The sequence below is a fragment of the Variovorax sp. GW821-FHT09B01 genome (genome assembly GCF_059418345.1).
On record NZ_JBWKPQ010000011.1, the window covers coordinates 92,757 to 117,705 of the forward strand.

The following is a 24,949-nucleotide window of genomic DNA, read 5'->3' on the forward strand; positions in this document are numbered from 1 at the left end:
GCGCACCCGATGGCCCGGCGAAGCCGGTTCCATGGGTGCTCTGGCATGGCCTGCTCCGCGGCCTTTCGATGGGGCCATGTCGTGTTTCATGCAAGGCGAGCCACTGGGCAGCGCAACGGACAGTTGAGATGGACGCCAGACTTCTCGATTACTACAACCGCGAACTCACGTACATGCACGAGCTCGGTGCCGAGTTCGCGCAGCGCTATCCGAAGATCGCGGGCCGCCTGGGCATGCGCGGCATCGAGGTCAGCGATCCCTACGTCGAGCGGCTGCTCGAGGGCTTCAGCTTCCTCACGGCGCGCATCCAGCTCAAGATGGACGCGGAGTTCCCGCGCTTCTCGCAGCGGCTGCTCGAGGTGGTCTATCCGAACTTCCTCGCGCCGCTGCCCGCCATGGGCGTGGTGCAGATCGACGGCAACCTCAACGAGGGCTCGTTGAAGGCCGGCTACGAGCTGCCGCGCCACACGATCCTGCGCGGCCGCATGATCAAGGGCGAGCAGACGGCCTGCGAGTTCCGCACCGGCCATGCGGTCACGCTGTGGCCGATCCGCATCGCCGAGGCCAGCCTGGGGCCGGTGCCGGCCGAGATCCTGCATGCGCTGCCGATCGTCGCGCGGCAGGCCAAGAGCGCGATCACGATCAAGCTCGAGGCCGTGGGAGGCGCGCGCTTCGCCGAGATGCCGCTCGATCGGCTCGAGTTCTTCCTCTCGGGCGCCGAGCTGCATGCGCTGCGCGTGCTCGAGCTCGCGGTGCACCACTCGATCGGCACCGTCTGCCGCAGCGGGCCCGGCACCGCGGGGCAGGGCGCGCGCATCGTGCCGCTGGGCGAGGAGGCGATCCGCCACGAGGGCTTCGACCCCGACCAGGCGCTCCTGCCCTACGACGCGCGCTCGTTCCAGGGCTACCGGCTGCTGCACGAGTACTTCGCCTTTCCCGACCGCTACCTGTTCTTCAGCGTCAACAAGCTGCGTGCCGCGGCCGCGGCGATGAGCGGCACCACGATGGAGATCGTGATCCTGCTCGACCGCGCCGACGGCGACCTCGAGCGGCTGATCGACGCACGCCAGTTCTCGCTGTTCTGCACGCCGATCGTCAACCTGGTGCCGCGCCGCAGCGACCGCATCCCGGTGGGGCCGGGCCAGCACGAGCACCATGCGGTGATCGACCGCACGCGGCCGCGCGACTTCGAGATCTTCACCGTCGAGCGCGTGGTCGGCCACATGAGCAACGGCTCCGAGGAGCGCGAGTTCCGGCCCTTCCTCGGCTCCTTCGCCTCCGACGACGGCGACTTCGGCGCCTACTTCTCGGTGCGGCGCGAACCGCGGCTGGTGTCGGACCGCGCGCGCGCGCAGGGCACGCGCACCAGCTACACCGGCAGCGAGGTCTACGTCTCGCTGGTGGACCAGCACGACGCGCCCTTTCCGCACAGCCTGCGCCACATCACGCTCGATGCGCTGTGCACCAACCGCGACCTGCCGCTGTTGCTGCCCACCGGGCTGGAGTCGGACTTCACGCTGCGCGTGTCGGCGCCGGTGCGCGCGATCCGCATCCTGCGCGGGCCCTCGCGGCCCTACCCGGCGCTGGCCGAGGGCGCGCTGACCTGGCGCCTCATCAGCCACCTGGGCCTCAACTACCTGAGCCTCACCGACGTCGATGCCGACCAGGGCGCGGCCGCGCTGCGCGAGATGCTCGATCTCTACGGCAACCTCGCCGATCCCGCGGTGCGCCGGCAAATCCAGGGCGTGCGCTCGATGAAGCTGGCGCCGGTGTTCCGCCGCCTGCCCGAGCCGGGCCCGATCGTCTTCGGCCGCGGCGTGGAGATCGCGCTGAAGCTCGACGAGACCGCGTTCTCGGGCGCGAGCCCGTACCTGTTCGGCGCCGTGCTCGAGCAGTTCTTCAGCCGCCACGTGTCGCTCAACGCCTTCACCGAGTTCGCGCTGGCCAGCCTGCAGCGCGGCGAGATCGCGCGCTGGACGCCGCGCATCGGACGCCGCCCCGCCGTATGAACAGCACCACCGACCTCCGCGAGGACTCGGACGCCGCGCAGGACGCGCAGGCGAGCGACGCGGTGGATCGGGCGATGGCGAGCGAGGCACGGACCGAGGCCGCGCCGCCGCCCGCGCGCGGCCTGCCGCAGGTCGATCCGACGCTGTGGGCCGGCCTGGTCGAGCAGCCCTTCGAGCACGACCTCTTCATGCTGCTGCGCCGGCTCGACGCGCACGGCGACCATCCGCTGCTGGGCCGCGCGCCGCGCCCGCTCGACGAGCCGCTGCGCCTCGGGCAGGAGCCCTCGATGGCCTTCGCGCCCTCGAACGTCTCGGGCGTGGACGACAGCCGCGACGGCCCGCCGCAGATCTCGATCTACGGCTTCGGCCTGTTCGGCCCCAACGGCCCGCTGCCGCTGCACCTGACCGAGTACGCGCGCGAGCGCAAGCGGCACCACAACGACCACACGCTCAGCGCCTTCGCCGATCTGTTTCACCACCGGCTGATCCTGCTGTTCTACCGCGCCTGGGCCGATGCGCAGTCGGTCAACAGCCTCGACCGGCCCGACGGCCACCGCTTCGTCGAGTACGTCGCGAGCCTCATGAACATGGGGCAGCCCGGCCTGAAGGAACGCGACCGCATCGCCGACCATGCGCGCACCCACATGGCGGGCCACCTGGTGCGCCAGACGCGCAATCCCGAGGGCCTGATCCAGATCCTGCGCCTGTACTTCGACCTGCCGGTGCGCGTCGAGGAGTTCGTGAGCGACTGGGTGACCATCGACGAACCGCAGGTCAGCCGCATCGGCCTGTTCGGGCGCAACCACCGGCTCGGTGCCGGCGCCACCATCGGCCTCGCCGTGCGTGACGCGCAGAGCAAGTTCCGCCTCGAGCTCGGGCCGCTCACGCTCGAGCAGTACCGCGCCTTCCTGCCCGGCAGCCAGCGGCTGCAGCAGGTGGTCGACTGGGTGCGCCAGTACGTCGGCATCGAATTCGCGTGGGAGCTGCGGCTCGTGCTGCGCAAGGAGGAGGCCGGCGGCATGCAGCTCAACGGCGGCCAGCGCCTGGGCTGGGGCAGCTGGCTCGGCACCCGCCTGTCCGACACCGATGCCGGCGACCTGGTGTTCGCGCCCGAGGCCCTGCATTCGCGTTCCGCAGCCACCGCTTCCCACACCTCCGCTTCCTTCACCCAGGCCTCATGACCGACATCCGCCGCGTCTCGCTGTTCTCCAAGCTCAACCCGATGCTCTACAAGGCATTGGAGACCGCCACCGCCTTCGCCAAGCTGCGCGGCAATGCCTACGTCGAACTCGTGCACTGGCTGCACCAGATCCTGCAGCTGCAGGACAGCGACCTGCTGCGCATCGTCAAGCGCGCCGGCCTCAACCTCGACGCGGTCGAGCAGGACCTGGTGCGCGCGCTCGACCGGCTGCCGCACGGCGCGACCTCGATCAGCGACATCTCCGAGCACGTCGACAGCGCGGTCGAGCGGGCCTGGGTCTATGCCAGCCTGCGCTTCGAGGCGACCTCGATCCGCGGTGCCTACCTGCTCGCGGGCATCGTCAAGACGCCGGGGCTGCGCCAGGTGCTCTCGGGCATCTCGCGCGAGTTCGACAAGCTGGTGCCCGACGTGCTGATCGCGCAGCTGCCGGCCTGGACCGAAGGCTCGCCCGAGGACGACTACGACATCGCGCCCGAACCGGCGGCCGGCGGCGCGCCGGCCCAGGCCGGTGCCGCGCCGCAGGCCGCGGGCGGCTCGGCGCTGGCCAAGTACGCGAGCGACCTCACGGCCAAGGCGCGCGCGGGCGAGCTCGATCCGGTCTACGGCCGCGACGACGAGATCCGCCAGATCGTCGACATCCTGATGCGGCGGCGCCAGAACAACCCGCTGCTCACGGGCGAGGCCGGCGTGGGCAAGACCGCGGTGGTCGAGGGCCTGGCGCAGCGCCTGGCCGCGGGCGACGTGCCGCCCTCGCTGCGCGAGGTCTCGCTGTGGGTGCTCGATCCCACGCTGCTGCAGGCCGGCGCGGGCGTCAAGGGCGAGTTCGAGCAGCGGCTGCGGCAGGTCATCGACGAGGTCGAGAAGAGCCCGAAGCCCATCGTGCTGTTCGTCGACGAGGTCCACACGCTGGTGGGCGCGGGCGGCACCGCCGGCACCGGCGATGCCGCCAACCTGCTGAAGCCCGCGCTCGCGCGCGGCCGGCTGCGCACCATCGGCGCCACCACCTGGTCCGAGTACAAGAAGTACATCGAGAAGGACCCGGCGCTCACGCGGCGCTTCCAGACCATCCAGGTGCAGGAGCCGACCGAGGACAAGGCCGTGATCATGCTGCGCGGCATCTCGGCCGAGCTCGAGAAGCACCACGGCGTGCTGATCCTCGACGCCGCGCTCGAGGCCGCCGTGAGCCTGTCGCACCGCTACATCCCCGCGCGCCAGCTACCCGACAAGGCCGTGAGCCTGCTCGACACCGCCTGCGCGCGCGTGGCGCTGAGCCAGCACGCGCTGCCGGCCGCGCTCGAGGACCTGCAGCGGCGCATCGAGGTGCTGGGCATCGAGTCGGGCATCGCGCAGCGCGAGGCCGCGATCGGCGTCGGCGAGGCGCAGCGCGTGCAGGACATCGCGGCGCAGATCGATGCCGCCAAGGCCGAGCTCGCGACGCTCGAGCAAAGGCGCAGCGAGGAGGCCGAGCTGGTCGAGCGCATCGTGGCGCTGCGCCGGCGGCTCTCGCCGGCGGCGGTGCCGGTGCAGGCTGAAGAGGTCGCCGAAGACGGCGATGAAGAAAGCGAAGAAGAGGCGGCGCCCGCCGAGCCCGAGGCCTCGCCCGAGCAGATGCGCGCCGAGCTCGACGCGGCGCAGCAGAAGCTCTCGCAACTGCAGGGCGAATCGCCGCTGATCCTGGCCGCGGTCGACGCGCAGGCCGTGGCCACGGTGGTGGCCGACTGGACCGGCATCCCGATCGGCCGCATGGTGCGCGACGATGCGCAGTCGGTGCTGCGGCTCGGCGAGATCCTGTCGCAGCGCGTGGTCGCGCAGACCGATGCACTCGACACCATCGCGCGGCGCATCCGCACCGCGCGCGCGCGGCTGGACAACCCCAACAAGCCGGTCGGCGTGTTCCTGCTGTGCGGCCCCTCGGGCGTGGGCAAGACCGAGACCGCGCTCGCGCTGTCGGAGGCGCTCTACGGCGGCGAGCAGAACCTCGTCACCATCAACATGAGCGAGTTCCAGGAGTCGCACACCGTCTCCACGCTCAAGGGCGCGCCGCCCGGCTACGTGGGCTACGGCGAAGGCGGCGTGCTGACCGAGGCGGTGCGCCGGCGGCCCTACAGCGTGGTGCTGCTCGACGAGATCGAGAAGGCCCACCCCGACGTGCACGAGATCTTCTTCCAGGTCTTCGACAAGGGCTGGATGGAGGACGGCGAGGGCCGCCACATCGACTTCCGCAACACCGTGATCATCATGACCTCGAACGTCGGCACCGACCTGGTCATGCAGCTGTGCGAGGACCCGGTGCTGCGCCCCGACCCCGAGCCGCTGGCGCAGGCGCTGCGCGAGCCGCTGCTCAAGGTGTTCGCGCCCGCGCTGCTCGGGCGGCTGGTGGTGGTGCCCTACTACCCGCTGCATGCCGATGCGCTGCACCGCATCATCCGGCTGCAGCTCGACCGGGTGGCCGCGCGCCTGCAGGCCAACCACGGCATTGCCCTGGGTTACACCGACAGCGCCGTGGCGCTGGTGGCGCGCCGGTGCACGGCCATCGAGTCGGGCGGACGGATGATCGATGCGATCCTCACGCACACCATCCTGCCGCGATTGAGCGAGGAAGTCATCGGCGCCACGGTCAGTGCGCGCAAGCTCGCGGGCGTCGAACTCTCGGCGCAGGGCGACGACTTCCACTACGAATTTTCCGAAGCCAGCTAAGCGAAGGGAGTTGCCATGGCCCGTGTCGTCACCGCCCACACACCGCTCGCAGAAGACCAGCTGCTGTTCCGCTCGATGCACGGCAGCGAGGGCCTGTCCCAGCTGTTCGAGTTCGAGGTCGACCTGCTGAGTCCGAACACCTCGGTCGACATGAAGGCCATGCTCGGCAAGCCGCTCACGCTCGAGATCCGCACGCTCACCGGCACGCCGCGCTACCTCAACGGCCAGATCACGCGTTTCACGCTGGTCGGGCGCGACGCGGCCTCGTCGCGCTACATGGTGTACCGCGCCTCGGTGCGGCCTTGGCTGTGGTATCTCACGCGCACCAGCGACTGCAAGATCTTCCAGAACAAGTCGGTGGTCGAGATCCTCGAGGAGGTGCTCGGCGAGTACGGCTTCGCGCTCGAGAAGAAGCTCACGGCCTCGTACCGGCAGTGGGACTACTGCGTGCAGTACCAGGAGACCGACTTCGCGTTCGTGAGCCGGCTCATGGAGCACGAGGGCATCTACTACTTCTTCAAGCACGAGAAGAACCAGCACACGTTGGTGCTGGCCGACGACATGAGCGCGCACGAGACGCTGCCCGAGTACCCGAGGATCAGCTACGTCTCGACCGACCGCGTGGGCGACCCGGGCCGCGAGGCCATCGACCAGTGGGAGGTGACCGAAGAGATCCGTCCCGGCACCTACGTGGTCGACGACTTCGACTTCAAGAAGCCCAAGGCCGACCTGCTCACCGCGCGCAGCCAGCCGCGCGGCAACGACCACGGCCAGTACGAGATGTACGAATGGCTCGGCGGCTACAGCGACGCCGGCCAGGGCGAACACTACGCGCGCATCCGGCTCGAGGAGGCGCAGGCCCAGGCCGAGCTCGACATCGGCCACGCCACCGTGCGCGGCATGGCGCCCGGCTACCGCTTCACGATGCAGAACGCGCCGCGCGACGAGGACAACCGCGAGTACCTGATCGTCTCGGTGCTCTACAACCTGCGCGAGGGCGGCTACGCCTCGGGCAACGGCGACGGCGACTACGGCTTCCAGTTCGGCGTGCAGCCGACCTCGTTCCCCTACCGCGCGCCGCGCGTGACGCGCATCCCGACCACCAACGGGCCGCAGACCGCCACCGTGGTGGGGCCGGCCGGCGAGGACATCTGGATCGACAAGTACGGCCGCGTGAAGGTGCAGTTCCGCTGGGACCGCTACGGCCAGCGCAACGAGGACAGCTCGTGCTGGGTGCGCGTGTCGAGTGCCTGGGCCGGTTCGAACTTCGGCGCGGTCAACCATCCGCGCATCGGCCAGGAGGTGGTGGTCGACTTCATCGCCGGCTGCCCCGACCGGCCGCTGATCATCGGCCGCGTCTACAACGCCGACCAGATGCCGCCGCTCGAGCTGCCGGCCAAGGCCACGGTCAGCGGCTTCATCAGCCGCACGATCAAGGGCAACGGCGAGCTGGCCAACCACTTCGTGATCGACGACGACCCGAGCAACGAGTCGATCAAGATCCATGCGCAGAAGGACTTCGTCATCGAGGTCGAGAACGACGAGACCCACACGGTGGACGGCAACCGCACCACCCATGTCCAGAAGAACGACGAGCTGACCGTGGACCAGGCGCGCACCACCACGGTCAACGAGGGCCTCGACCACGCAATCTACAAGTCGGGCTCGAAGCTCGAGGTGACGAAGAAGACCGAGCACTTCTTCAACAACAGCATCGAGATCACGACCAAGGAAGGCGCCAAGGAAACGGTCGAGACCGGGCGCTCCGAGGTGCACGTGATGGCCGACCTGCGGCAGGAGACCTTCGACCAGGCGCTGCACGTGGACGTGAAGGAGGGGATGATCGAGCACGTCAAGACCGGCGACTCCAGGCTGGAGACCTGGACCGGCAAGCGCTTCGAGAGCTACAAAACCGGGTGGGAGCGCGACATCCTGAGCGGCGGCGGCAAGGACACGATCAAGGACGGCCTCACGGAGACGATCTCGACCGGCAACCACACCTCCACCGTCTCGGCCGGCGACTACAAGGGCTGGGCCAAGAACGTGTCGATCGAGGCCGAGACCGACTTCAACGTCAAGGCCAAGAAGATCCTGCTGCATTCGACCGAGAAGCACACCAACAAGTACGACGGCAGCATCGAGACCGTGGCCGGCGGCAGCGCCACCACCAAGGCCTCGAGCTACATCCGCTCGCAGGCGCCGCTGCTGTTCTCGATCGCCTTCGTGAACTCCTTCACCTACGCCTCGCTGTCGGAGACCTTCAACCTGGCCTCCACCAACATCGGCGGCGCGAGCTTCGACATCAAGGCCTACCGCTGGTCGAACCGCGCGCTGAACCAGAAGACCGAAACCAAGATCTCGATCGGCCCGATCTACGTGGACATCAAGGTCCTGGTGCTGATCATGTGATGGCAGCGACCGCCATGCCCCGCCGACGTTGGATCCGGGTCCTGGGTGCCGTGCTGGTGGCCGCGGGCCTGCTGCCAATGCTGGTGCCGCTGGAAACCTTCCCGATGTGGCTGGCGCTGCCCTGCATCGCGCTGATGTTCGCGGGCTCGGCGCTGCTGTGCGGCGCCTGGGAGCTGCTCGAGATCCGCCGCCGCGAGGCACGCAGCCGCGGCTTCGACGCGCAGGCGCAGGGCGTGATCGTCGGCAGCGAGATCGGCGATGCCTACAGCGACACCAGCCCGCTGATGAACCTCACCGTGCGCTTCGCCGACCGCGGCGGCATCGAGCGCCAGGTCGGCGTGCAGCAGGTGGTGATGCTCAACGAGCTGCCGCTATACGCGGTGGGCCGCCCGGTGCTCGTGCGTTTCGCCTCCGCCTCGCCCGCCACCGACCTGGTGATCTCGCCGATCGCCGGGCCGGCCGGCTTTTCCTTCTGATCCCGCGCAGGCATCGCGCGCAGCCTTCCCTTCCGAAGCCGACCCTTGAAGATCGTCAAGCCCTTTCGCCTCAGCCTGCTCACCCGCCCCTATCGCTGGCGCTCCGGCAACCACCTGGGCATCGCCGTGCTGGCCTGCGCCAGCCTGGAGGCCGAGCCGCGGCTGCAGCCCGAGCAGGAGCTCTGGCAGATGGCGGGCGAGGTGCTCGACCCCGGCAGCGTGCTCGACATGAGCATGCCCAAGGGCGAGGCCGAGGTGCTGGCCAGCGGCTTCGCCTACACCGCGCACCAGGAGGACAAGACCCGCTGCGCGGCGCGGCTGCGCGTGGGCACGGTCGATCGTTCGCTGGCCGTGTTCGGTGACCGCTTCTGGCTCGGCGGCCACATCACCGAGCCGGCCGCGTTCGAGCGGATGCCGCTCGACTGGCGCCATGCCTTCGGCGGCCCCGACGTGCCCGAGAACCCGCTGGGCCTGGGCACGGTCGACGAGCTCGTCAACGGCGTGCCGACCTGCCGGCTGCCCAACGTCGAGGTGGTGGGGCAGCAGATCCAGCGCCGCGGGCAGCGGCCGCGACCGGCCTCGTTCTCGGGCTTGCTGCCCGATGCGCCGCAGCGCATGGCGCTGGTCGGCACGCGCTACGACGACGCCTGGCTGCAGAACGGCTTCCCCGGTTTCGCCGACGACCTCGACTGGCGCTTCTTCAATGCGGCCGGCCCCGAGCAGCGCTTCGGCCAGCCGGCGCTGCCCGCGGGCGCGCCCTACGAGATCTGGAACATGCACCCGAGCATCCCGGTGCTGCGCGGCCACCTGCCGCCGTGGCAGGCCGTGTGCCACCTCAACTTCGACCAGGAGGTCGGCGAGCTGCGCCGGGTCGAGCTCGGACTCAGCACCGCCTGGTTCTTTCCCGACCGCGAGCGCGTGGTGCTGGTGTGGCACGGCTCGACGCCGATCCGCGAGGACGACGCGGCCGACGTGAAGCACATCATGCCGTCGCTCGAACTGCCCGATGCGCCGCGCACGGACGCGCACTACGCCGACGTGCTGCGCAAGCGCATCGACCCGGAAAAGAGCGCCGTCCACGTGCTGCGCGACAGCGACCTGGTGCCGCGCGCGCTGCTGGCGGAATGGACCGCGATGCGCATGCCCGACACCCTGGCCGAGCCCTTGCCGCGCAACCTGCAGGCCGGCATGCGTCGGCACCACGAGCAGCAGCGCGCCGAGCTGCTCGCGCAGGGGCTCGACCCCGCCGAGTACCTCGCGCCGCTGCCGGTGCCCGAGGTGCTGCCGGGCTTCGACGACCTGCCCGAGTACCTCGAGCGGGCCGAGGCGCAGGCGCAGCAGGCGCGCGAACGGCTCGAGGGCGAGGTGGCGCGCGTCGAGGCCGAGCGCGCGACGGCGCCGCAGGAACCGGCGCCGTCGGCCTTCGGGGAGGACGAGCAAGGCCCGGGCGACGAGGACGCCGACCCGCCGCTGGAGACCGATCCGCTGAAGCTGCAGGGCCGCCTGTACTCGGCGCACCTGGCGCCCGAGGCCCCGCGCGTGACCAGCTTCCGCGCCGCCAAGCTGCGGCGCCGGCTGGAAGCGGCCGCGCCCGAGGCGCGCCATTTCTCGAAGATGAACCTCACGGGCGCCGACCTTTCGGGCATGGACCTGCGCGGCGCCGACTTCAGCCACGCGGTGCTGGCCGACGCGAACCTGCAGGGCGCCAACCTCGAGGGCTGCGACTTCACCGAAGCCGTGCTCGCGCGCGCGCTGCTGACCGGCACGCGGCTGGCCGGCAGCCGGCTCGACAAGGCCAACCTCGGCGGCGCGCACCTGCAGGACTGCGACCTCTCGTCGGCCAGCCTGCGCGAGACCCTCTGCCACGGCACGCGCTTCACGGGCTGCAACCTGCGCGGCGCGCAACTCGACCAGACCCAGCTGCACGAGACCGAGATGGTGGAATGCGCCATGCAGTCCTCGCGCTGGACGCAGGTCGCGCTGCGCCGTATGACGCTGCGCGACCTGGTGCTGGACCAGGCCGAGCTCAACCAGGTGCTGCTGCTCGAATGCAGCCTGGAGCGCGTGTCGCTGAATGCCGCGCGGCTGGTGCGCTGCGGCTTCGTCACGGTGCGGCTGGTGGCGCAGGTCGATCTCTCGCATGCGCGCTTCGATGCCTGCAGCATCGCGCTGGGCAGCGCGTTCGCGGGCGTGACGGCGGTGGGCGCCTTCATGAAGCAGTGCGGCATGCGCGGCACCTCCTTCGCGGCCGCGGACCTGAGCGCGGTGCGGCTGGAGAACTGCGACCTGTCGGAATGCGACCTGTCGGACGCGCGGCTCGACGGCTTCGTCGCGGGCGAGAGCCTGTTCGTGCGCGCCAACCTCGCGCGTGCCTCGCTGCGCGGGGCCAACCTGATCGACGCCAACTTCTCGAAGTCGAACCTGCTGGGCAGCGACCTGCGCGAGGCCAACCTGTTCCGCGCCGACGTGTCGCAGGCCTTCATCGATGCCACCACGCTGCTCGAGGATGCCTACACCCAGCATGCCAAGGTCTGGCCGCGGCGCGATCCGGAGGCGACGCCATGACCCTCGACGAACTGCTCGATGCGGTGCGCCACGGCGTGCAGCTCCAGGGCCTCGACTGCCGCGGCTGGGACCTGCGCGGGCTCGACCTGTCGGGCGCGCTGTGGGACCGCATCGACTTCACCGGTGCCGATTTCCGCGGCGCCGACCTCTCGGGCGGCATCCTCAGCCATTGCACGATGGCGGACTGCGACTTCGCGGGCGCCAAGGGCGAGCAGCTGCAGCTGTTCCGCGGGCGTTTCGAGCGCGCGAACTTCTCGGGCGCCCTGCTCGAGCAGGCCGGGTTCGTCGAGTCGCACCTGGCGCTCGCGCGCTTCGACGACGCGCTGCTCGACCGCGTCACCTTCTTCCGCTGCGACCTGACCGAGGCCTCGCTGCGCACCCGGCGCATGGCGCAGGCCACCGTCACGGAATCGAACCTGGCGCGCTGCGACTTCACCGGCGCCAGCCTGCAGTCCGTGACCATGTTCAAGCTCGACCTGCGCAGCACCGTCTTCGCGCAGTTCCAGGGCGACGGCGTGGTGTTCCTCGAATGCGAGCTCGCGCGCCAGCAGTTCGCCGGGCTCGTGCTGCCGCGCTGCCAGTTCACCGACTCGCGGCTCGACGAGGTCGACTTCCGCCAGGCCACGCTGACGCAGAGCAACTTCAAGGGTGCCTCGCTGCGCGGCGCGCGCTTCGGCGGGGCCGAGGCCTGCATGACGATCTTCGCGGAGGCCGATCTGGCCGGCGCCGACTGCGGCGCGGGGCGCTTCGACCAGTCGCTGTGGGTGGATGCCACGCTCGAGGGCGTGAACTTCGCGCAGGCCCGGCTGCCGCTCGCCGTCTTCCACCGCGCGCGCTGCCGGGGCGCGAGCTTCGCGCAGGCCGGGCTGGAGGACGCCGACTTCTCCTATGCCGACCTCACGGACGCGGACCTCGTCGATGCGCACTTCCTGCGCACCCGCATGCACCGCGCCATCCAGCAGGGCACCCGTTTCTCCAGGCGCGGCGGCATCATCGAAAACGACCCGGACCTGCACCGCGCGCAGTCGTGGTCCGACGCCCGCTGATGCCGCGCCATCGTTTCATCCGAGCTCGAAAAGGGAAATCACCATGAACGTCGTTCCGCTGCGCGTCGCCTCCGACGCCTCGTCCCCGGTTCATTCGATCGGCACGGTTCGCAGCCTGCTGGCCGACGGGCAGTTCGCCATCGAGGACGAGGCCGGCGGCCTGCGCACCTGCCGCCGCGCGGCCAGCTGCCTGCTCAAGCCGCAGCTCGGCGACACCGTGCTGGTCTCGGGGCCGGACGCCTACCGCGTGTTCCTGATCGCGGTGCTCGAGCAGGCCGATGCCGCCGTCAGCCGCATCGAGGTCGACGGCGCGCTGGTGCTCGGCGGCAACGCGCACCCGGTCGCGATCGAGAGCGAGGGCGAGGTGCGGCTGCGCAGCGGCACGCGGCTCGCCATGAGCGCGCAGCAGTGGTCGATGCAGGCCGACAGGGCCGACTGCCGCACCGACGCGCTGCGCCTCACGGCGAAGGAGGTCGAGGCGACCACCGGCACGGCGAAGCTGTTCGGCAAGGTCTTCGAGACCGTGGCCGACCGCATCGTGCAGATGGCGCGCAACACGCTGCGCATCGTCGACGAGATGGACCAGTCGCGCGTGCGCCACCTCGACTGCAAGGCCAGCGAGACGGTGCGCATCCACGGCCGGCACACGACCGTCACCGGGCAGGACCTGGTGAAGGTCGATGCCGCGCAGATCCACATGGGTTGAGGAGGGAGGCCGCATGTTCGCCAATTGCCAGCTGTTCGGGATGGACCTCGCGTTCCCCGATGTGTGCCGCACACCGGTGCCCATTCCCTTTCCCAACATGGCGCTGGGGCCGATGGCCATTCCCAATGCCTGGAACATCCTGTTCATGGGCATGCCGGCCCACAACATGGCGACCGTCACGCCGATCACGCTCGGCGACCAGCCCGGGGTGCTCGGCGGCATGATCTCGCAGACCTTCATGCAGCAGTCGCGCCACCTGACGGGCGCCTTCACGGTGCTGCTCAAGGGCACGCCCGCGACGCGCGTCACCAGCATCACGCTGCAGAACCGCTGCAACATCGTCGGCATGCGGCTGGTGCCGAGCCAGCTCAAGGTGCTGGTGCTGGCGGCCTGAAGCCGCCGGGCCCGCGCTCAGCGCTCAGCGCGGCGTGGCCGTGCCCGCCAGCGTCACCTGCTGCGGAAAGCCCACCCACACCGCGAGCGCCGAGAAGTTGTCGCGCGACTCGTCGGCCTTGGCCTCGGCCGCGCGGCGCAGCAGCGCGAGCCATTCCTCGGCGCTGTCGGCCAGCTGCAGCGAGCGCTCCATGACCTGCTGCGAGATCAGTTGCCACAGCCCGTCGGTGCACAGCAGGAAGGCATCGCCGTCGGCCAGCCGCTGCGTGCCCGAGACGGTGGCCTCGGCGCGCTCGCGCGCGCCCAGCGCGCGGTAGAGCAGGTTGCTCTGGATCAGCGCCTGCGCGCCGTTGGCGGGCACGGCCTCGCCTTGGGCCATGCCTTCGCGCGAGCGCTGCGACAGGCTGTGGTCCTCGGTGCGTTCCATCAGCACGCCGCGACGGAACCAGTAGAGGCGGCTGTCGCCCACGTGGGCCCAGCGCGCCTGGCCGTTGCTGCGGTCGACGAACAGCGAGACGAAGGTCGCGCTCATCTTTCCCTGCTCGGCCTGCGCGCGCTGGCGCGCGAGGATCGCGTCGTTGGCGCGCGTCACGCACTGCTGGATGTCCTCGGCGGCCACCGAGGGGTTGGCGACGAAGGCATTGAGCGCGGTGTCGACCGCGGTGCGCGCGGCCTGCTCGCCGCCGGCGTTGCCGCCGACGCCGTCGCTCACGACGAAGCAGCCGAACCAGTCGTCGAGGTGGTAGCCGATCGCATCCTGGTTGCCGCTGCGCTCGCCCACGCAGGAGAACTGCGACGTGGACAGCGGGACGGCGAACGGGGTCGTGCGGGTCGCTTCAAGCACGGCGTGCCTCCTTCAATCGTTCCATTTCCCGGTCGTAGGCCTGCTGGAAGGCCCGGCCGAACACGGCCTGGAAGTCGTCCTCGACGGCAGCGGTGGTCTCGGCATGCAGCTGCTGCAGCTGGCGCCACAGGCGCGCCTCGCGGCCGCCGGGCAGCAGCTTCTCGCCGAGGCCGCCGTCGTGCGGCGTGTCCTTCTTGAGCGCCTCGGGGTCGAAGCGCTGCAGCACCATCAGCAGCGCGGCGCGCATGCCCGCGACCATGCCGAGCTGGTGCGACTGCAGGTCGCCGAGCGCGTCGTGCACCGCGGCCTCGGGCGGCAGGAAGCCCGGCATGCGCGCGCCGAACATCTGCATCAGCACCGCGCGGCCATTGGGCAGGATCTTGAACGGGTTGTTCTCCTCGTCCACGATCATCGTGATCTCGGCGCGCACCTCGCGCTTGAGCATCGCGCGCGAGGACAGCAGCTCGATGGTGCCGTCGGTGAAGGCCCGCATCAGCCGGCCGAGCCTGCGCATCATCTCGGCATCGAGCTGCTGCTGGCCCGCGACATCGGGCACGCCGGCGCCGTCGAGGAAGGCGCGGAACAGCGCCTCGCAGGAGGCAGCGGGCAGCGCGGGCGCGGTGTCGACCGCGGCGGGGCTCGGGGGCGCAACCACGGCGACCGGTTCGGGGTTCGCCTTCGGCGCGACGACTTCGACAGGCACCTCGACCACGGCCGGCGCGGGTGCCACCACGGGCGCCGCCACCGGGGCCATGGTCGAGAGCGCCGCCGGCAGCGGCGTTTCGGCGGGCGTGGCGGGTGCGCGCGTCGGCATCGACGCGAGCGCGGCCTCGACGGGCGCGCCCTGCATCGATGCGGTGGGCGGCGCGGCGACCGGCGCCGCGGGCGCTGCCTCGCGCACGGGCTCGGGCTCGACCATGCGCGCGGGCGGCTGCGCCACGGGCAGCGGCATCGGCGTCGGTGGACGGAACTGGCCCGACACCTCGCGCGCATGGTTCGACTGGCTGTAGCCGGGCACCGTCGGCCGCTTCTCGAGCAGGTCCATCGCGGGATGCACGTCCTCGAGCGCGGGCGCATGCGTGAGCGCGGTGGGGCGCGGATCGGACAGCGGCGAGGGCGCATGCTGGTCGGCCGCGAACAGCGACAGCGGATCGATGCCGCGCTTGAGCGCGAAGTCGGACACGTCGGTGGTGGCGCCGGGATTCAGCTGCGCCAGCGGATCGGCCGGGTTCTTGCGCGCCTGCGAGGGCAGCTCGAAGGGCTCGTGCGCGAACGGGTCGGGCATGGGCTCGGGCGTGCTGTCGACGCGGCGCGGCGCGTTGGCGAGGATCGCGTCCCAGTCGGCGGCGGTGGGCATGGCCGAGCGCGTGGCCGGTGCCGGTGCCGGTGCGGGCACCGCGAAGGGTGACGGCGTCGCGGCGGGCGGAGGCGCGAACGCGGGGGGCGGCGCCGGCGCGAAGACCGGTGCGGCCACGGGCGCGGGCGGCCGCTGCACCGGTGGCGGCACCGGTTGCGGCGCGGGCACTTCGCGCGGCGGCGCGGCATGCGTGTCGCCGATCGGCAGCGCGCCCGCGCCGAACAGGTCGGCGAACACATCGGACACCGGTGCCTGCGGCAGCAGCGCATCGAGCGGCGCTGCCGCGGGCATCGATGATGGATGGGCCGGTGCGGGCGGCGGCATCGACGTCGGCAGCGACGCGGCCTGCGCACCGAAGTCCGGTGTCGATGCGATGCGCGAGCTCACGGGCGCCGACGCCAGGCGCGAGCTCGCGGGCTCGATCGCGGGCGGCCACGCGATGGTGGGCTCGGCGGCCGCGATCGATGGCGCCGCGCGGCTCGTGGCTGCTGCACTCGCAGGCGCGGCCTCGAGCACGTAGCTGCCGATGGTCACGCGATCGCCCTCGGCGATCGGCGACTCCTGGTCGTGCCGCAGCGTCTGTCCGTTCACGCTGATCGGCAGCACCGCGCTCATGTTGCGCAGCACCGCGCGGCCTTCGTCGTCGAAGCGCACCGTGGCCTGCAGGCGCGAGATCTGCCGCTGTTCGTCGGGCAGCACGAGGTGGTTGTCGGGGCTGCGGCCGATGGTGCCGCCCGGGGCCGCGAGCAGGGCCGACGGGCCCGCGGCCACCGGCCTGCCCGCATGTTCGATCACCGTCCAACGCATGGCATCTCCCAATTCATGACACGGGCTCCTGGCGTGGGAGACCCGTCAGCGCTTCATCTTCTTGGCGGCTTCGAACGCGGGGCCCCACACGGGATGCTTGCGCTCGGCGATGCTGAGATCGAAGGAGGGGAAGGCGTCGAGGATCTTGAGGAACTGCGTGCGGCACTCGGGCAGCTGATTGGCCACGCAGTAGCTGAAGGCCTCGAGCTTCATCGCGGCGAGCCGCGTGGTGGGCTCGGCCGCATCGAACACCGACACGCCGCCGCTCTTGAGCGTGGAGATGGCCTTCGCGTAGTCGCCGTCGTCATAGGCCTGCTGCGCGCGTTCGAGCGTGGTGCGCGCGACCTGCTGGCTCAAGCGTTCGGGTTGCGGCGGTCCCGGATCGACGGGGGCCTTCGGCGTGGTGTCGCAGCCTGCGATCAGAAAGAGCGGGATCAACAGAGCGCACAGCAATGACTTCAATCTTCTCTCCTGCCTTGCAAAGTTAAGCCTGGATACTGTGCCGCATCGATATGACGGCACGTCGGCCGACATCGGCCCTGCATGACGTCTCGATACTATAGGTGCGAACTTCGATGGAGAACCCATGCATCGACGAACCCTGTTGCGAAGTGCGATCGTGACGTCGCCATGGCTCGCCGGACTCGGCGGCTGTGCATCGACGGCCAAGTCCATGCCCACGCCCTACGCGGTGTCGATCAAGGTCGACGACGGCGTCAATCCCGATGGCCGCGGGCAGGCCGCGCCGATCCTCGTGAAGGTCTTCGAGCTCAAGTCCTCGGGCAACTTCGAAACGGCTGACTACTTTGCACTGCAGGACCGCGATCGCGAGACGCTCGCGGCCGAACTCGTGAATGCCGACCAGGCCATTCTGCGCAGCGGCGAGGAGCGCACCTTCAAGCGCGAGGCCGGCCTCGATTCGCGCGCCATCGGCGTGATCGCGGGCTACCGCAAGCTCGAGAACGCACGCTGGCGCCTCGTGCTGCCGCTCAAGGAGCCCAAGCAGACGAACCTCTACAAGGTCTGGCAGTTCTCTCCGAGTGAACAAAAGGTTCGCATCGTGATCCGCAAGAGCGGTATCGAACTGTTGCCGACTACGTGATTTCGTAGCACTTGCACGCACGCCCTAGTACGAAAGTGCGCCGCACGTAGGCCGACACCTCGACGCTGCAAAAACGGTGCAAATCGTAAACATCGCCGTGTAGCATCGACACGCATTGCGCCCATGCAGGGAGGCCGTCGCGACGATGGACCGCCCGCACGAGAGTGGCCGCACTCCAGGAGGTTTTCTTTGGTGACAGTTCGCAATCCGGGCGCCATCAGCAGAACGGGCGCCCATCCGCAGGCATTGGCGAATCGCGTGGTGTGGTCCGAGGGCATGTACCTGCGGCCGCAGCACTTCCAGCAACTGGAGCGCTATGTCGAGCAGTACGTGACGCGCCGCACCGCGGGCCTGCAGGGTGCGTACTGGGGCTGGCTGCACCTGGACATCGATCGCGATGCGCATGCGCTGGGCCGCGTCTCGCTGCTCGGCGGCGCGGGCGTGATGCCCGACGGCACGCCGTTCTCCTTCGGCGTCGAGGACGCACCCGTTCCCTACGACGTGCCCGGCGACCTGACCGACGAGCTCGTGGTGCTCGCGCTGCCGCTGCGCCGGCCCGGCGGCGAGGAGGTCATCTTCGCGGAGGACACGACCTCGGCCGCGCGCTTCCACGTGGTCGAGCGCGAAGTCGCCGATGGCAACGCAGTTGCATTGGGACCGGCGGTGCTGCAGCTCGCGGCGCCGCGGCTGCGGCTGGTGCGCGCCTCGTCGCTCACCGCGGAGTGGCAGGCGATCGGCGCGCTGCGCGTGATCGAGCGCCGCACCGACCACAAGCTGGTGATCGACGCGAACTACATCCCGCCGGTGCTCGACGTGTCGGCGCAGCCGATGCTGCGCAGCATGGTGGCCGAGCTGCACGGCCTGCTCACGCAGCGTTCCGAGGCGCTGGCCTCGCGGCTCTCGCAGCCGGGGCGCGGCGGCGTCAGCGAGGTCTCCGACTTCCTGCTGCTCGAGCTCGTGAACCGCTACCTCGCGCTCACCTGGCATGCGCAGCAGGCGGTGCAGGTGCATCCCGAGGAACTGTTCGTCGACTGGTTCAAGCTCGCCTGCCATCTCGCCACGCACACCTCGCCCACGCGGCGGCCCGTGGTGTGGCCGGTGTACGACCACGACAACCTCAACGAGAGCATCCGCCCGCTGATGGAGGAACTGCGCCGTTCGCTGTCGGCGGTGCTCGAGCAGAGCGCGATCGCGATCGAGCTCGAGGAACGCAGCCACGGCGTGCGCGTGGGCCGCATGCCCGACCCGGTGCTGGTGCGCAACGCCGGCTTCGTGCTCGCGGTGCATGCCGACCTGCCGGCCGATGCGATCCAGCAGCGCTTCCCCACGCAGGTGAAGATCGGCTCGGTCGAGCGCATCCGCGACCTGGTGCAGCTGCAGCTGCCGGGCGTGACCGTGCGGCCGCTGCCGGTGGCGCCGCGGCAGATTCCCTACAACGCGGGCTACCACTACTTCGAGCTCGACAAGAGCGGCGACATGTGGCGCCAGCTCGAGAAGTCGGGCGGCGTGGCCATGCACCTGGCCGGCGAGTTCCCCGGCCTGGCCATGGAGTTCTGGGCCATCCGTCCGTGAGCGATCGCATGAACGGCATCAACGACGTGGCCGTCGGGCCGGGCGGCTTCGTGCCGCCGAATCCGGGCGGCGGCAGCAACGCGGGCAACAACCCGCTGAACGCGCCGCGCGGCCTCGGCGAGCAGCCGCAGGCCTTCACCGCCTTCCACGACACGCGGCGCCCGCATGCGGGCGACACCGCGCTGGCCGGCAACAACCCGCTGGTGGCCGCGGCCAACCCGCTGCTCGACCTGATCCCGCAGATCCGCGCCACCGGCCACCACGACTCGCCCGCGCAGCTGCGCGAGCACCTGGTCGACGAGGTGCGCCGCTTCGAGACGCGCGCGCAGCACAGCGGCATCTCGCCCGAGGTCATCATCGGCGCGCGCTACTGCCTGTGCACCGCCGTCGACGAGGCGGCCGCGCTCACGCCCTGGGGCGGCAGCATCTGGTCCTCGCAGAGCCTGCTGGTGATGTTCCACAACGAGACCTGGGGCGGCGAGAAGTTCTTCCAGCTGCTCTCGCGCCTGGTGCAGAACCCGCAGCAGCACCTGCACCTGATCGAGCTGATCTACTTCTGCCTCGCGATGGGCTTCGAGGGGCGCTTCCGCGTCATCGACAACGGCCGCTCGCAGCTCGAGACCCTCAAGCAGCGCCTGCTGCAGATCATCCGCCAGACACGCGGCGAGATCGCCGTGCCGCTGTCGCCGCACTGGCAGGACACCAGCGCGCCGGTGCGCCGCACGCGCAACTGGCTGCCGGTGTGGGCCGTGGGCGCGGTGGCCGCGGTGCTGCTGATGATCGCCTTCGCGCTCCTGACCTTCAACCTCGGCGGCACCTCCGACGGCGCCTTCTCCGCGATCAACGCGGTGCGCCTGCCGCAGACGCAGCGCGCGGTGGCGCAGCCCGCGCCGCAGCCGCGGCTGCAGCGCTTTCTCGAGGCCGAGATCCGCGAGGGCCTGGTCAGCGTGCGCGACGAGGCCGACCGCAGCGTGGTGATCCTGCGCGGCGACGGCCTGTTCGCCTCGGGCGCCGACAAGGTGCTCGACCGCTACGTGCCGGTGCTCAACCGCGTGGCCGAGGCGCTCAACGCGGTCGATGGCAGCGTGCTGATCAACGGCTACTCCGACGACCAGCCGATCCGCAGCGTGCGCTTCCCGTCGAACTGGCACCTGTCGCAGGCGCGGGCCGACTCGGTGCGCAAGATGATCGGCGCGCGCATGACGCGCCCCGACCGGCTGCGCGCCGAGGGCCGCGGCGACGCCGACCCGATCGTGCCGAACGACTCGCCGGCCAACCGCGCGCGCAACCGCCGCGTGGAAGTGACCTTGCTGGTCGCGCCGGTGGCACCGCAGGGAGGACGCTGAGATGCTGCGCGCGTTCTTCCGTTTTCTGGTCAGCCGCGACCTCTGGGTCTTCTTCGGCCTGGTCGCGCTGGCCTTCCTGATCTGGATCATCGGCCCGGTGATCGCGGTCGGCCGCTATCGCCCGCTCGAGAGCGAGTTCGTGCGCATCGTCGTGATCGCGCTGATGTTCGCGATCTGGCTGGTGCGCGTGGCCTACCGCAAGTGGCGCGAGCGCCGCCTCAACGCGCAGCTGCTGAACCAGCTGCGCACGCCCTCGAAGAAGGAGAAGGAGGCCAAGCCCGAGGAGGCGCCCGAGATCAAGGAGCTGCAGACCGGCTTCAACGACGCCACCTCGATCCTGCGCAACATGCGCTTCGGGCCGGGCGAGGAGGGCAAGGCCGCGGGCCGCTTCTCGGTCTTCGATCGCCAGTACCTCTACCAGCTGCCCTGGTACATCTTCATCGGCGCGCCGGGCTCGGGCAAGACCACGGCGCTGGTCAACTCCGACCTCGACTTTCCGCTCGCCGACCAGCTCGGCAAGGCCGCGGTGCGCGGCATCGGCGGCACGCGCAATTGCGACTGGTGGTTCACCAACGACGCGGTGCTGATCGACACGGCCGGTCGCTACACCACGCACGAGAGCAACCGCGAGACCGACGAGGGCGAGTGGAAGGGCTTCCTCGAGCTGCTCAAGAAGTTCCGTCCGCGCCAGCCGATCAACGGCGCGATCCTCACCATCAGCATCGCCGACCTGCCGCTGGCCGACGACGCGCAGCGCGCGCGCCACGCGATGGCGCTGCGCAAGCGGCTGCTCGAGCTGCGCAATGACCTGGGCATCAACTTCCCGGTCTACGTGATGGTGACCAAGGCCGACCTGCTGGCCGGCTTCAACGAGTACTTCGGCGGCCTGAGCCGCGCCGAGCGTGCGCAGGTCTGGGGCTTCACCTTCCCGATCGACGCGAGCGCCGCCAGCGCCAAGGCCGCCAGGGGCGACCAGCGCGCGGGCACCGCCACCACGCTCGAGGGCAGCGACCTGCGCGAGCGCTTCCAGCAGGAGTACCGGCTGCTGCACCAGCGGCTCGACGAGCGCCTGCCCGAACTGCTGGCCGCCGAGCCCGACCCGATGCGCCGCGCGCAGGCCTACCTGCTGCCGCAGCAGTTCGCGAGCTTCGAGGACATCCTCGGCACCTTCCTGGCCGACGTCTTCAACCCGTCGAAGTTCGAGACCGCGCCGATGCTGCGCGGCGTCTACTTCACCAGCGGCACGCAGGAGGGCACGGCCTTCGACCGCGTGATGGGCGCGATCAAGCGCTACCTGCAGGTCAACGCGCCGCCGGCGCCGCCGCCGGGCCCGGGCAAGAGCTACTTCCTCAAGGAACTGCTGCAGCAGGTGATCTTCCGCGACGCGGGCGTGGCCGGCACCAACCTGCGCTGGTACCGGCGCAAGCGCGCGGCCGACCTGGTGGGCTACAGCGTGATCGGCGTGCTGCTGGTGGCGCTGCTGGGCGCCTGCGTCAACAGCTGGCACAACAACAAGGCGTACGTGGCCGAGGTCGACGGCAACGCGAAGTCCTTCAACCGCGCCGCGGCGCGCGGCGAGCTGCCGACCGTGGTCGACTCGAGCGGCGACCTCGCGAGTTCGCTCTTGATCCTCGACCGGCTGCGCGACCTGCCGAAGTCGGAGAAGTTCGACATCGGCGATCCGCCGCTGGGCTACCGCTTCGGCCTCTACCAGGGCGAGAAGCTGCAGGCCGCGACCGACGGCGTCTACCAGCGCGCGCTCGAGAGCGTGCTGCTGCCGCAGGCCGCGCAGCGCGTGGAGCAGTCGCTGCGCGAGGCCTCGAAGAACAACCCCGAGTACAGCTACGAGGCGCTCAAGGCCTACCTGATGCTGTACGACGCCGAGCGCTACGACGCCGACTTCCTGCAGGCCTGGCTGCTGACCGACGTGGACCGCAAGGTCGGTGCCGCGCTCACGCGCGAGCAGCGCACCAACCTCGAGTCGCACCTGAAGGCGCTGTTCGGCGGCCGCGTCGTGAGCTCGCCGTTCGCGAAGGACGAGCGCCTGATCACCGAGACGCGCGAGCGCCTCGCGGGCGTGCCGCTGGCGCAGCGCTCGTACGCGCGGCTGCGCCGCATCCTGCTGCAGACCAGCCAGCCCAATGCCTTCACCATCGCCGAGGCCGGCGGCGCCGAGTCGGCGCTGGTGGTGCGGCGCGCCAGCGGCAAGCCGCTGACCGACGGCATCCCCACGCTGTTCACCTACCGCGGCTACTGGGACATCTTCGACAAGCGCATGGCCGAGACCACGCTCGCGCTCGAGCAGGAAGACCGCTGGGTGCTGCAGATCCGCGCGCCCGGCATCACCGACATCACCTCGCGCGAGCTGCTGCTGCGCGAGGTGCGCCGGCTCTATCTCACCGACTACATCCGGGTCTGGGACGACTACCTGGCCGACATCCGGCTGGCCGACAGCCGCTCGCTGCTGCAGAGCATCCAGATGACGCGCGTGCTCTCGACCTCGGAGTCGCCGATGTCGCGCATCATCCGCGGCGCCGCGCGCGAGACCGACCTGCTGCGCAACCATGACGAGGCCGCGCGCAGCCTGCTCGACCAGGCGCAGAACCGCGTGCAGACCACGCGCGAGCGCATCGAGCAGCTGATCGGCCAGCCCGACGGCAGCCAGCGCCGCAACACCGTGCCCGACCGGCCCGAGTCGCTGGTGGACAACCACTTCGAGCCGCTGCGCCGCATGGTGACCGCGCCCAAGCAGGGCGGGCAGGCGCCGATCGATGCCACCGCCGCGCTGATCAACGAGCTCTACAACTACCTCACGGCCACCGACACCGCGCTGCGCAGCGGCAACATCCCGCCGACCAGCGATGCCGTGACCAAGGTGCAGGCCGAGGCCGGCCGCATGCCGGTGCCGTTCCAGGGCATGCTCAATGACCTCTCGGCCACCGCCTCGTCGAAGGCGGCCGCGGTCACGCGCCAGAACATCGGCCAGAACGCGGCCGCCACCATCGGCAACTTCTGCAACCAGGCGATCGCGGGCCGCTATCCGTTCTCGCGCGGCTCCAGCCGCGACGTGGCCGCGGGCGACTTCGCCAACCTGTTCGCGCCGGGCGGGATGATGGACGACTTCTTCCAGAAGAACCTCATGACGCAGGTCGACACCTCGAGCAACCCGTGGACCTGGAAGCGCGGCGTCGACGGCAGCGCCTCGGGCCGCTCGGCCTACCTCGATTCGTTCCAGAAGGCGCAGGCGATCCGCGACGTGTTCTTCACGGGCATGGCGGGCGGGCGCACGCCCTCGTTCTCGATCGACATCCGGCCCGAGGACATGGACGCCGGCCTCACGCAGATGACGCTGGACATCGATGGCCAGACGGTGCGCTACGCGCACGGCCCGCAGGCGCCCACCACCGTCAAGTGGCCCGGTCCGCGCAACAGCAACCAGGTGCGGCTGCAGGTCACGACCTCGAGCGGCACGCCGGCCGGCGGCATCGTCACCGAGGGCCCGTGGGCGCTGCACCGGCTGTTCGACAAGGCCTCGATCTCGCCGGGCGGCTCGAGCGAATCCTTCAATGCCAGCTTCGACCTGCAGGGCCGCAAGGTGGTGCTCAACGTGACCGCCAACAGCGTCTACAACCCGCTGCGGCTGTCGCAGATGAGCGGCTTCTCGTGCCCGGGGCGCTCGTGATGAATCACGGCGCGGCGGCGCAGCCGGCCTGGGTGCCCGGCGACGAGCAGGTCGGCTGGTACGGCAAGCTGCCCGCGGCCGGCGACTTCCTGCACCGGCGCATGTCGCGCGAGCTGCAGGCCTGGTGGGACCGCTGGATGCAGAACGGCCTGGGCGCCTTCAAGCGCTGGCCCGATGCCATGACGCGCCACTACGCGGTGGCGCCGGTGTGGAACTTCGCGATCCCCGCCACGCAGGGCGTGAACGCGGTGCAGTTCGGCTGCATCGCGCCGAGCTGCGACCGCGTGGGCCGCTACTACCCGGTGTGCGTGAGCCTGCAGGTGGATGCGCGCGCCTACCGGCCCGCGGTGCTCGAAGGCGCGGCCGCCTGGTACTGGCGCTGCGGCAACGCCATGCTGCAGGCGATCCGCCATGGCGTGGCGCCCGAGCAGTTCGACGCGCAGGTGCTGGCCGCGGGCCATGGCGGCTTCCAGCCGGCCAGTGGCGGCTCGGACGACATCCTTTCGATCCTCGGGCCTACGTCGGCGGGCGAGGGCGCCCAGCAGCGGCTGGGCTGGCCGGAGCTTCCACTGTGCTTCGACGCGTTCGGAAGCACGAGCTACTGGTGGACCAACCAGGCCGACGGCTCGCCGCTGCGGACCGCGGCGCATGGCGGCGGGCTCAACACGCCGCTGTTCTCGAAGCTTTTTTCCCAGGGGCACGTGCCATGGGCGTGAGAGTCCCGATGCATGAGGAGG

17 protein-coding genes are annotated in these 24,949 nt (G+C 70.4%); 14 read left to right on the forward strand and 3 right to left on the reverse strand.

Annotated elements, in window-relative coordinates:
• The first annotated feature begins 128 nt into the window (after window positions 1-128).
• Genes tssF through AC07RV_RS26845 form a run of 9 tightly spaced genes read left to right on the forward strand, consistent with a single transcriptional unit; the run spans window position 129 to window position 13,503 of the window.
• Window positions 129-2,009, forward strand: a complete 1,881-nt coding sequence (gene tssF, locus AC07RV_RS26805) for a type VI secretion system baseplate subunit TssF (protein ID WP_208511656.1) — start codon at window positions 129-131, stop codon at window positions 2,007-2,009.
• The gene (gene tssG, locus AC07RV_RS26810; RefSeq protein ID WP_444814384.1) at window positions 2,006-3,190 is read left to right on the forward strand and encodes a type VI secretion system baseplate subunit TssG; all 1,185 of its coding nucleotides are present in this window, start codon (window positions 2,006-2,008) and stop codon (window positions 3,188-3,190) included. The genes tssF and tssG overlap by 4 nt, the downstream gene beginning before the upstream one ends.
• Complete coding sequence (gene tssH, locus AC07RV_RS26815) at window positions 3,187-5,907, forward strand: type VI secretion system ATPase TssH (RefSeq protein WP_296774495.1); 2,721 nt, start codon at window positions 3,187-3,189, stop codon at window positions 5,905-5,907. The genes tssG and tssH overlap by 4 nt, the downstream gene beginning before the upstream one ends.
• A 15-nt stretch (window positions 5,908-5,922) precedes the next feature.
• Complete coding sequence (locus AC07RV_RS26820; protein ID WP_296774497.1) at window positions 5,923-8,316, forward strand: type VI secretion system Vgr family protein; 2,394 nt, start codon at window positions 5,923-5,925, stop codon at window positions 8,314-8,316.
• Between the two features lie 14 nt (window positions 8,317-8,330).
• Complete coding sequence (locus tag AC07RV_RS26825) at window positions 8,331-8,792, forward strand: hypothetical protein (RefSeq protein ID WP_296774499.1); 462 nt, start codon at window positions 8,331-8,333, stop codon at window positions 8,790-8,792.
• A gap of 45 nt (window positions 8,793-8,837) precedes the next feature.
• Window positions 8,838-11,357, forward strand: a complete 2,520-nt coding sequence (locus AC07RV_RS26830) for a DUF2169 family type VI secretion system accessory protein (RefSeq protein ID WP_296774500.1) — start codon at window positions 8,838-8,840, stop codon at window positions 11,355-11,357.
• Entirely contained in the window at window positions 11,354-12,403 is a 1,050-nt protein-coding gene (locus tag AC07RV_RS26835; RefSeq protein ID WP_296774502.1) for a pentapeptide repeat-containing protein, read from the forward strand. The genes AC07RV_RS26830 and AC07RV_RS26835 overlap by 4 nt, the downstream gene beginning before the upstream one ends.
• Before the next feature lie 43 nt (window positions 12,404-12,446).
• A complete protein-coding gene (locus tag AC07RV_RS26840; protein ID WP_296774503.1) occupies window positions 12,447-13,109 on the forward strand; it encodes a DUF3540 domain-containing protein in 663 nt (220 codons plus the stop codon).
• 13 nt (window positions 13,110-13,122) lie between these two features.
• Window positions 13,123-13,503 carry a DUF4150 domain-containing protein gene (locus AC07RV_RS26845; RefSeq protein ID WP_093343911.1) on the forward strand — a complete coding sequence of 127 codons (381 nt, stop codon included), beginning with the start codon at window positions 13,123-13,125 and terminating at the stop codon, window positions 13,501-13,503.
• A 24-nt stretch (window positions 13,504-13,527) separates the two neighbouring features.
• Here the strand turns inward: AC07RV_RS26845 and AC07RV_RS26850 are convergent, their stop codons facing one another.
• The 3 genes from AC07RV_RS26850 to AC07RV_RS26860 are packed head-to-tail and all read right to left on the reverse strand — an operon-like array spanning window position 13,528 to window position 16,972.
• Window positions 13,528-14,346, reverse strand: a complete 819-nt coding sequence (locus AC07RV_RS26850; RefSeq protein WP_296774505.1) for a PP2C family protein-serine/threonine phosphatase — start codon at window positions 14,344-14,346, stop codon at window positions 13,528-13,530.
• Window positions 14,339-16,510, reverse strand: coding sequence for a type VI secretion system-associated FHA domain protein TagH (gene tagH / locus AC07RV_RS26855; protein WP_296774506.1), 2,172 nt, complete (start codon window positions 16,508-16,510; stop codon window positions 14,339-14,341). The genes AC07RV_RS26850 and tagH overlap by 8 nt, the downstream gene beginning before the upstream one ends.
• 45 nt (window positions 16,511-16,555) lie before the next feature.
• The gene (locus tag AC07RV_RS26860; protein ID WP_093343915.1) at window positions 16,556-16,972 is read right to left on the reverse strand and encodes a TssQ family T6SS-associated lipoprotein; all 417 of its coding nucleotides are present in this window, start codon (window positions 16,970-16,972) and stop codon (window positions 16,556-16,558) included.
• Window positions 16,973-17,096: 124 nt separating this feature from the next.
• Between AC07RV_RS26860 and tssJ the strand changes: the two genes are divergently transcribed.
• The 5 genes from tssJ to tagF all read left to right on the forward strand — a co-directional run bounded on the left by tssJ (window position 17,097) and on the right by tagF (window position 24,928).
• Entirely contained in the window at window positions 17,097-17,612 is a 516-nt protein-coding gene (gene tssJ / locus AC07RV_RS26865; protein WP_093343917.1) for a type VI secretion system lipoprotein TssJ, read from the forward strand.
• A 189-nt stretch (window positions 17,613-17,801) separates the two neighbouring features.
• On the forward strand, window positions 17,802-19,184 hold the full coding sequence (gene tssK / locus AC07RV_RS26870) for a type VI secretion system baseplate subunit TssK (RefSeq protein WP_093343919.1): 1,383 nt from the start codon (window positions 17,802-17,804) through the stop codon (window positions 19,182-19,184).
• 8 nt (window positions 19,185-19,192) lie between these two features.
• A complete protein-coding gene (locus tag AC07RV_RS26875; RefSeq protein ID WP_296774708.1) occupies window positions 19,193-20,530 on the forward strand; it encodes a DotU family type VI secretion system protein in 1,338 nt (445 codons plus the stop codon).
• A 1-nt stretch (window position 20,531) separates the two neighbouring features.
• Window positions 20,532-24,212 (forward strand): type VI secretion system membrane subunit TssM, encoded by a 3,681-nt coding sequence (gene tssM / locus AC07RV_RS26880; RefSeq protein ID WP_296774510.1) that lies wholly within the window; start codon window positions 20,532-20,534, stop codon window positions 24,210-24,212.
• Entirely contained in the window at window positions 24,212-24,928 is a 717-nt protein-coding gene (gene tagF, locus AC07RV_RS26885) for a type VI secretion system-associated protein TagF (protein ID WP_296774512.1), read from the forward strand. The genes tssM and tagF overlap by 1 nt, the downstream gene beginning before the upstream one ends.
• Window positions 24,929-24,949: the final 21 nt, after the last annotated feature.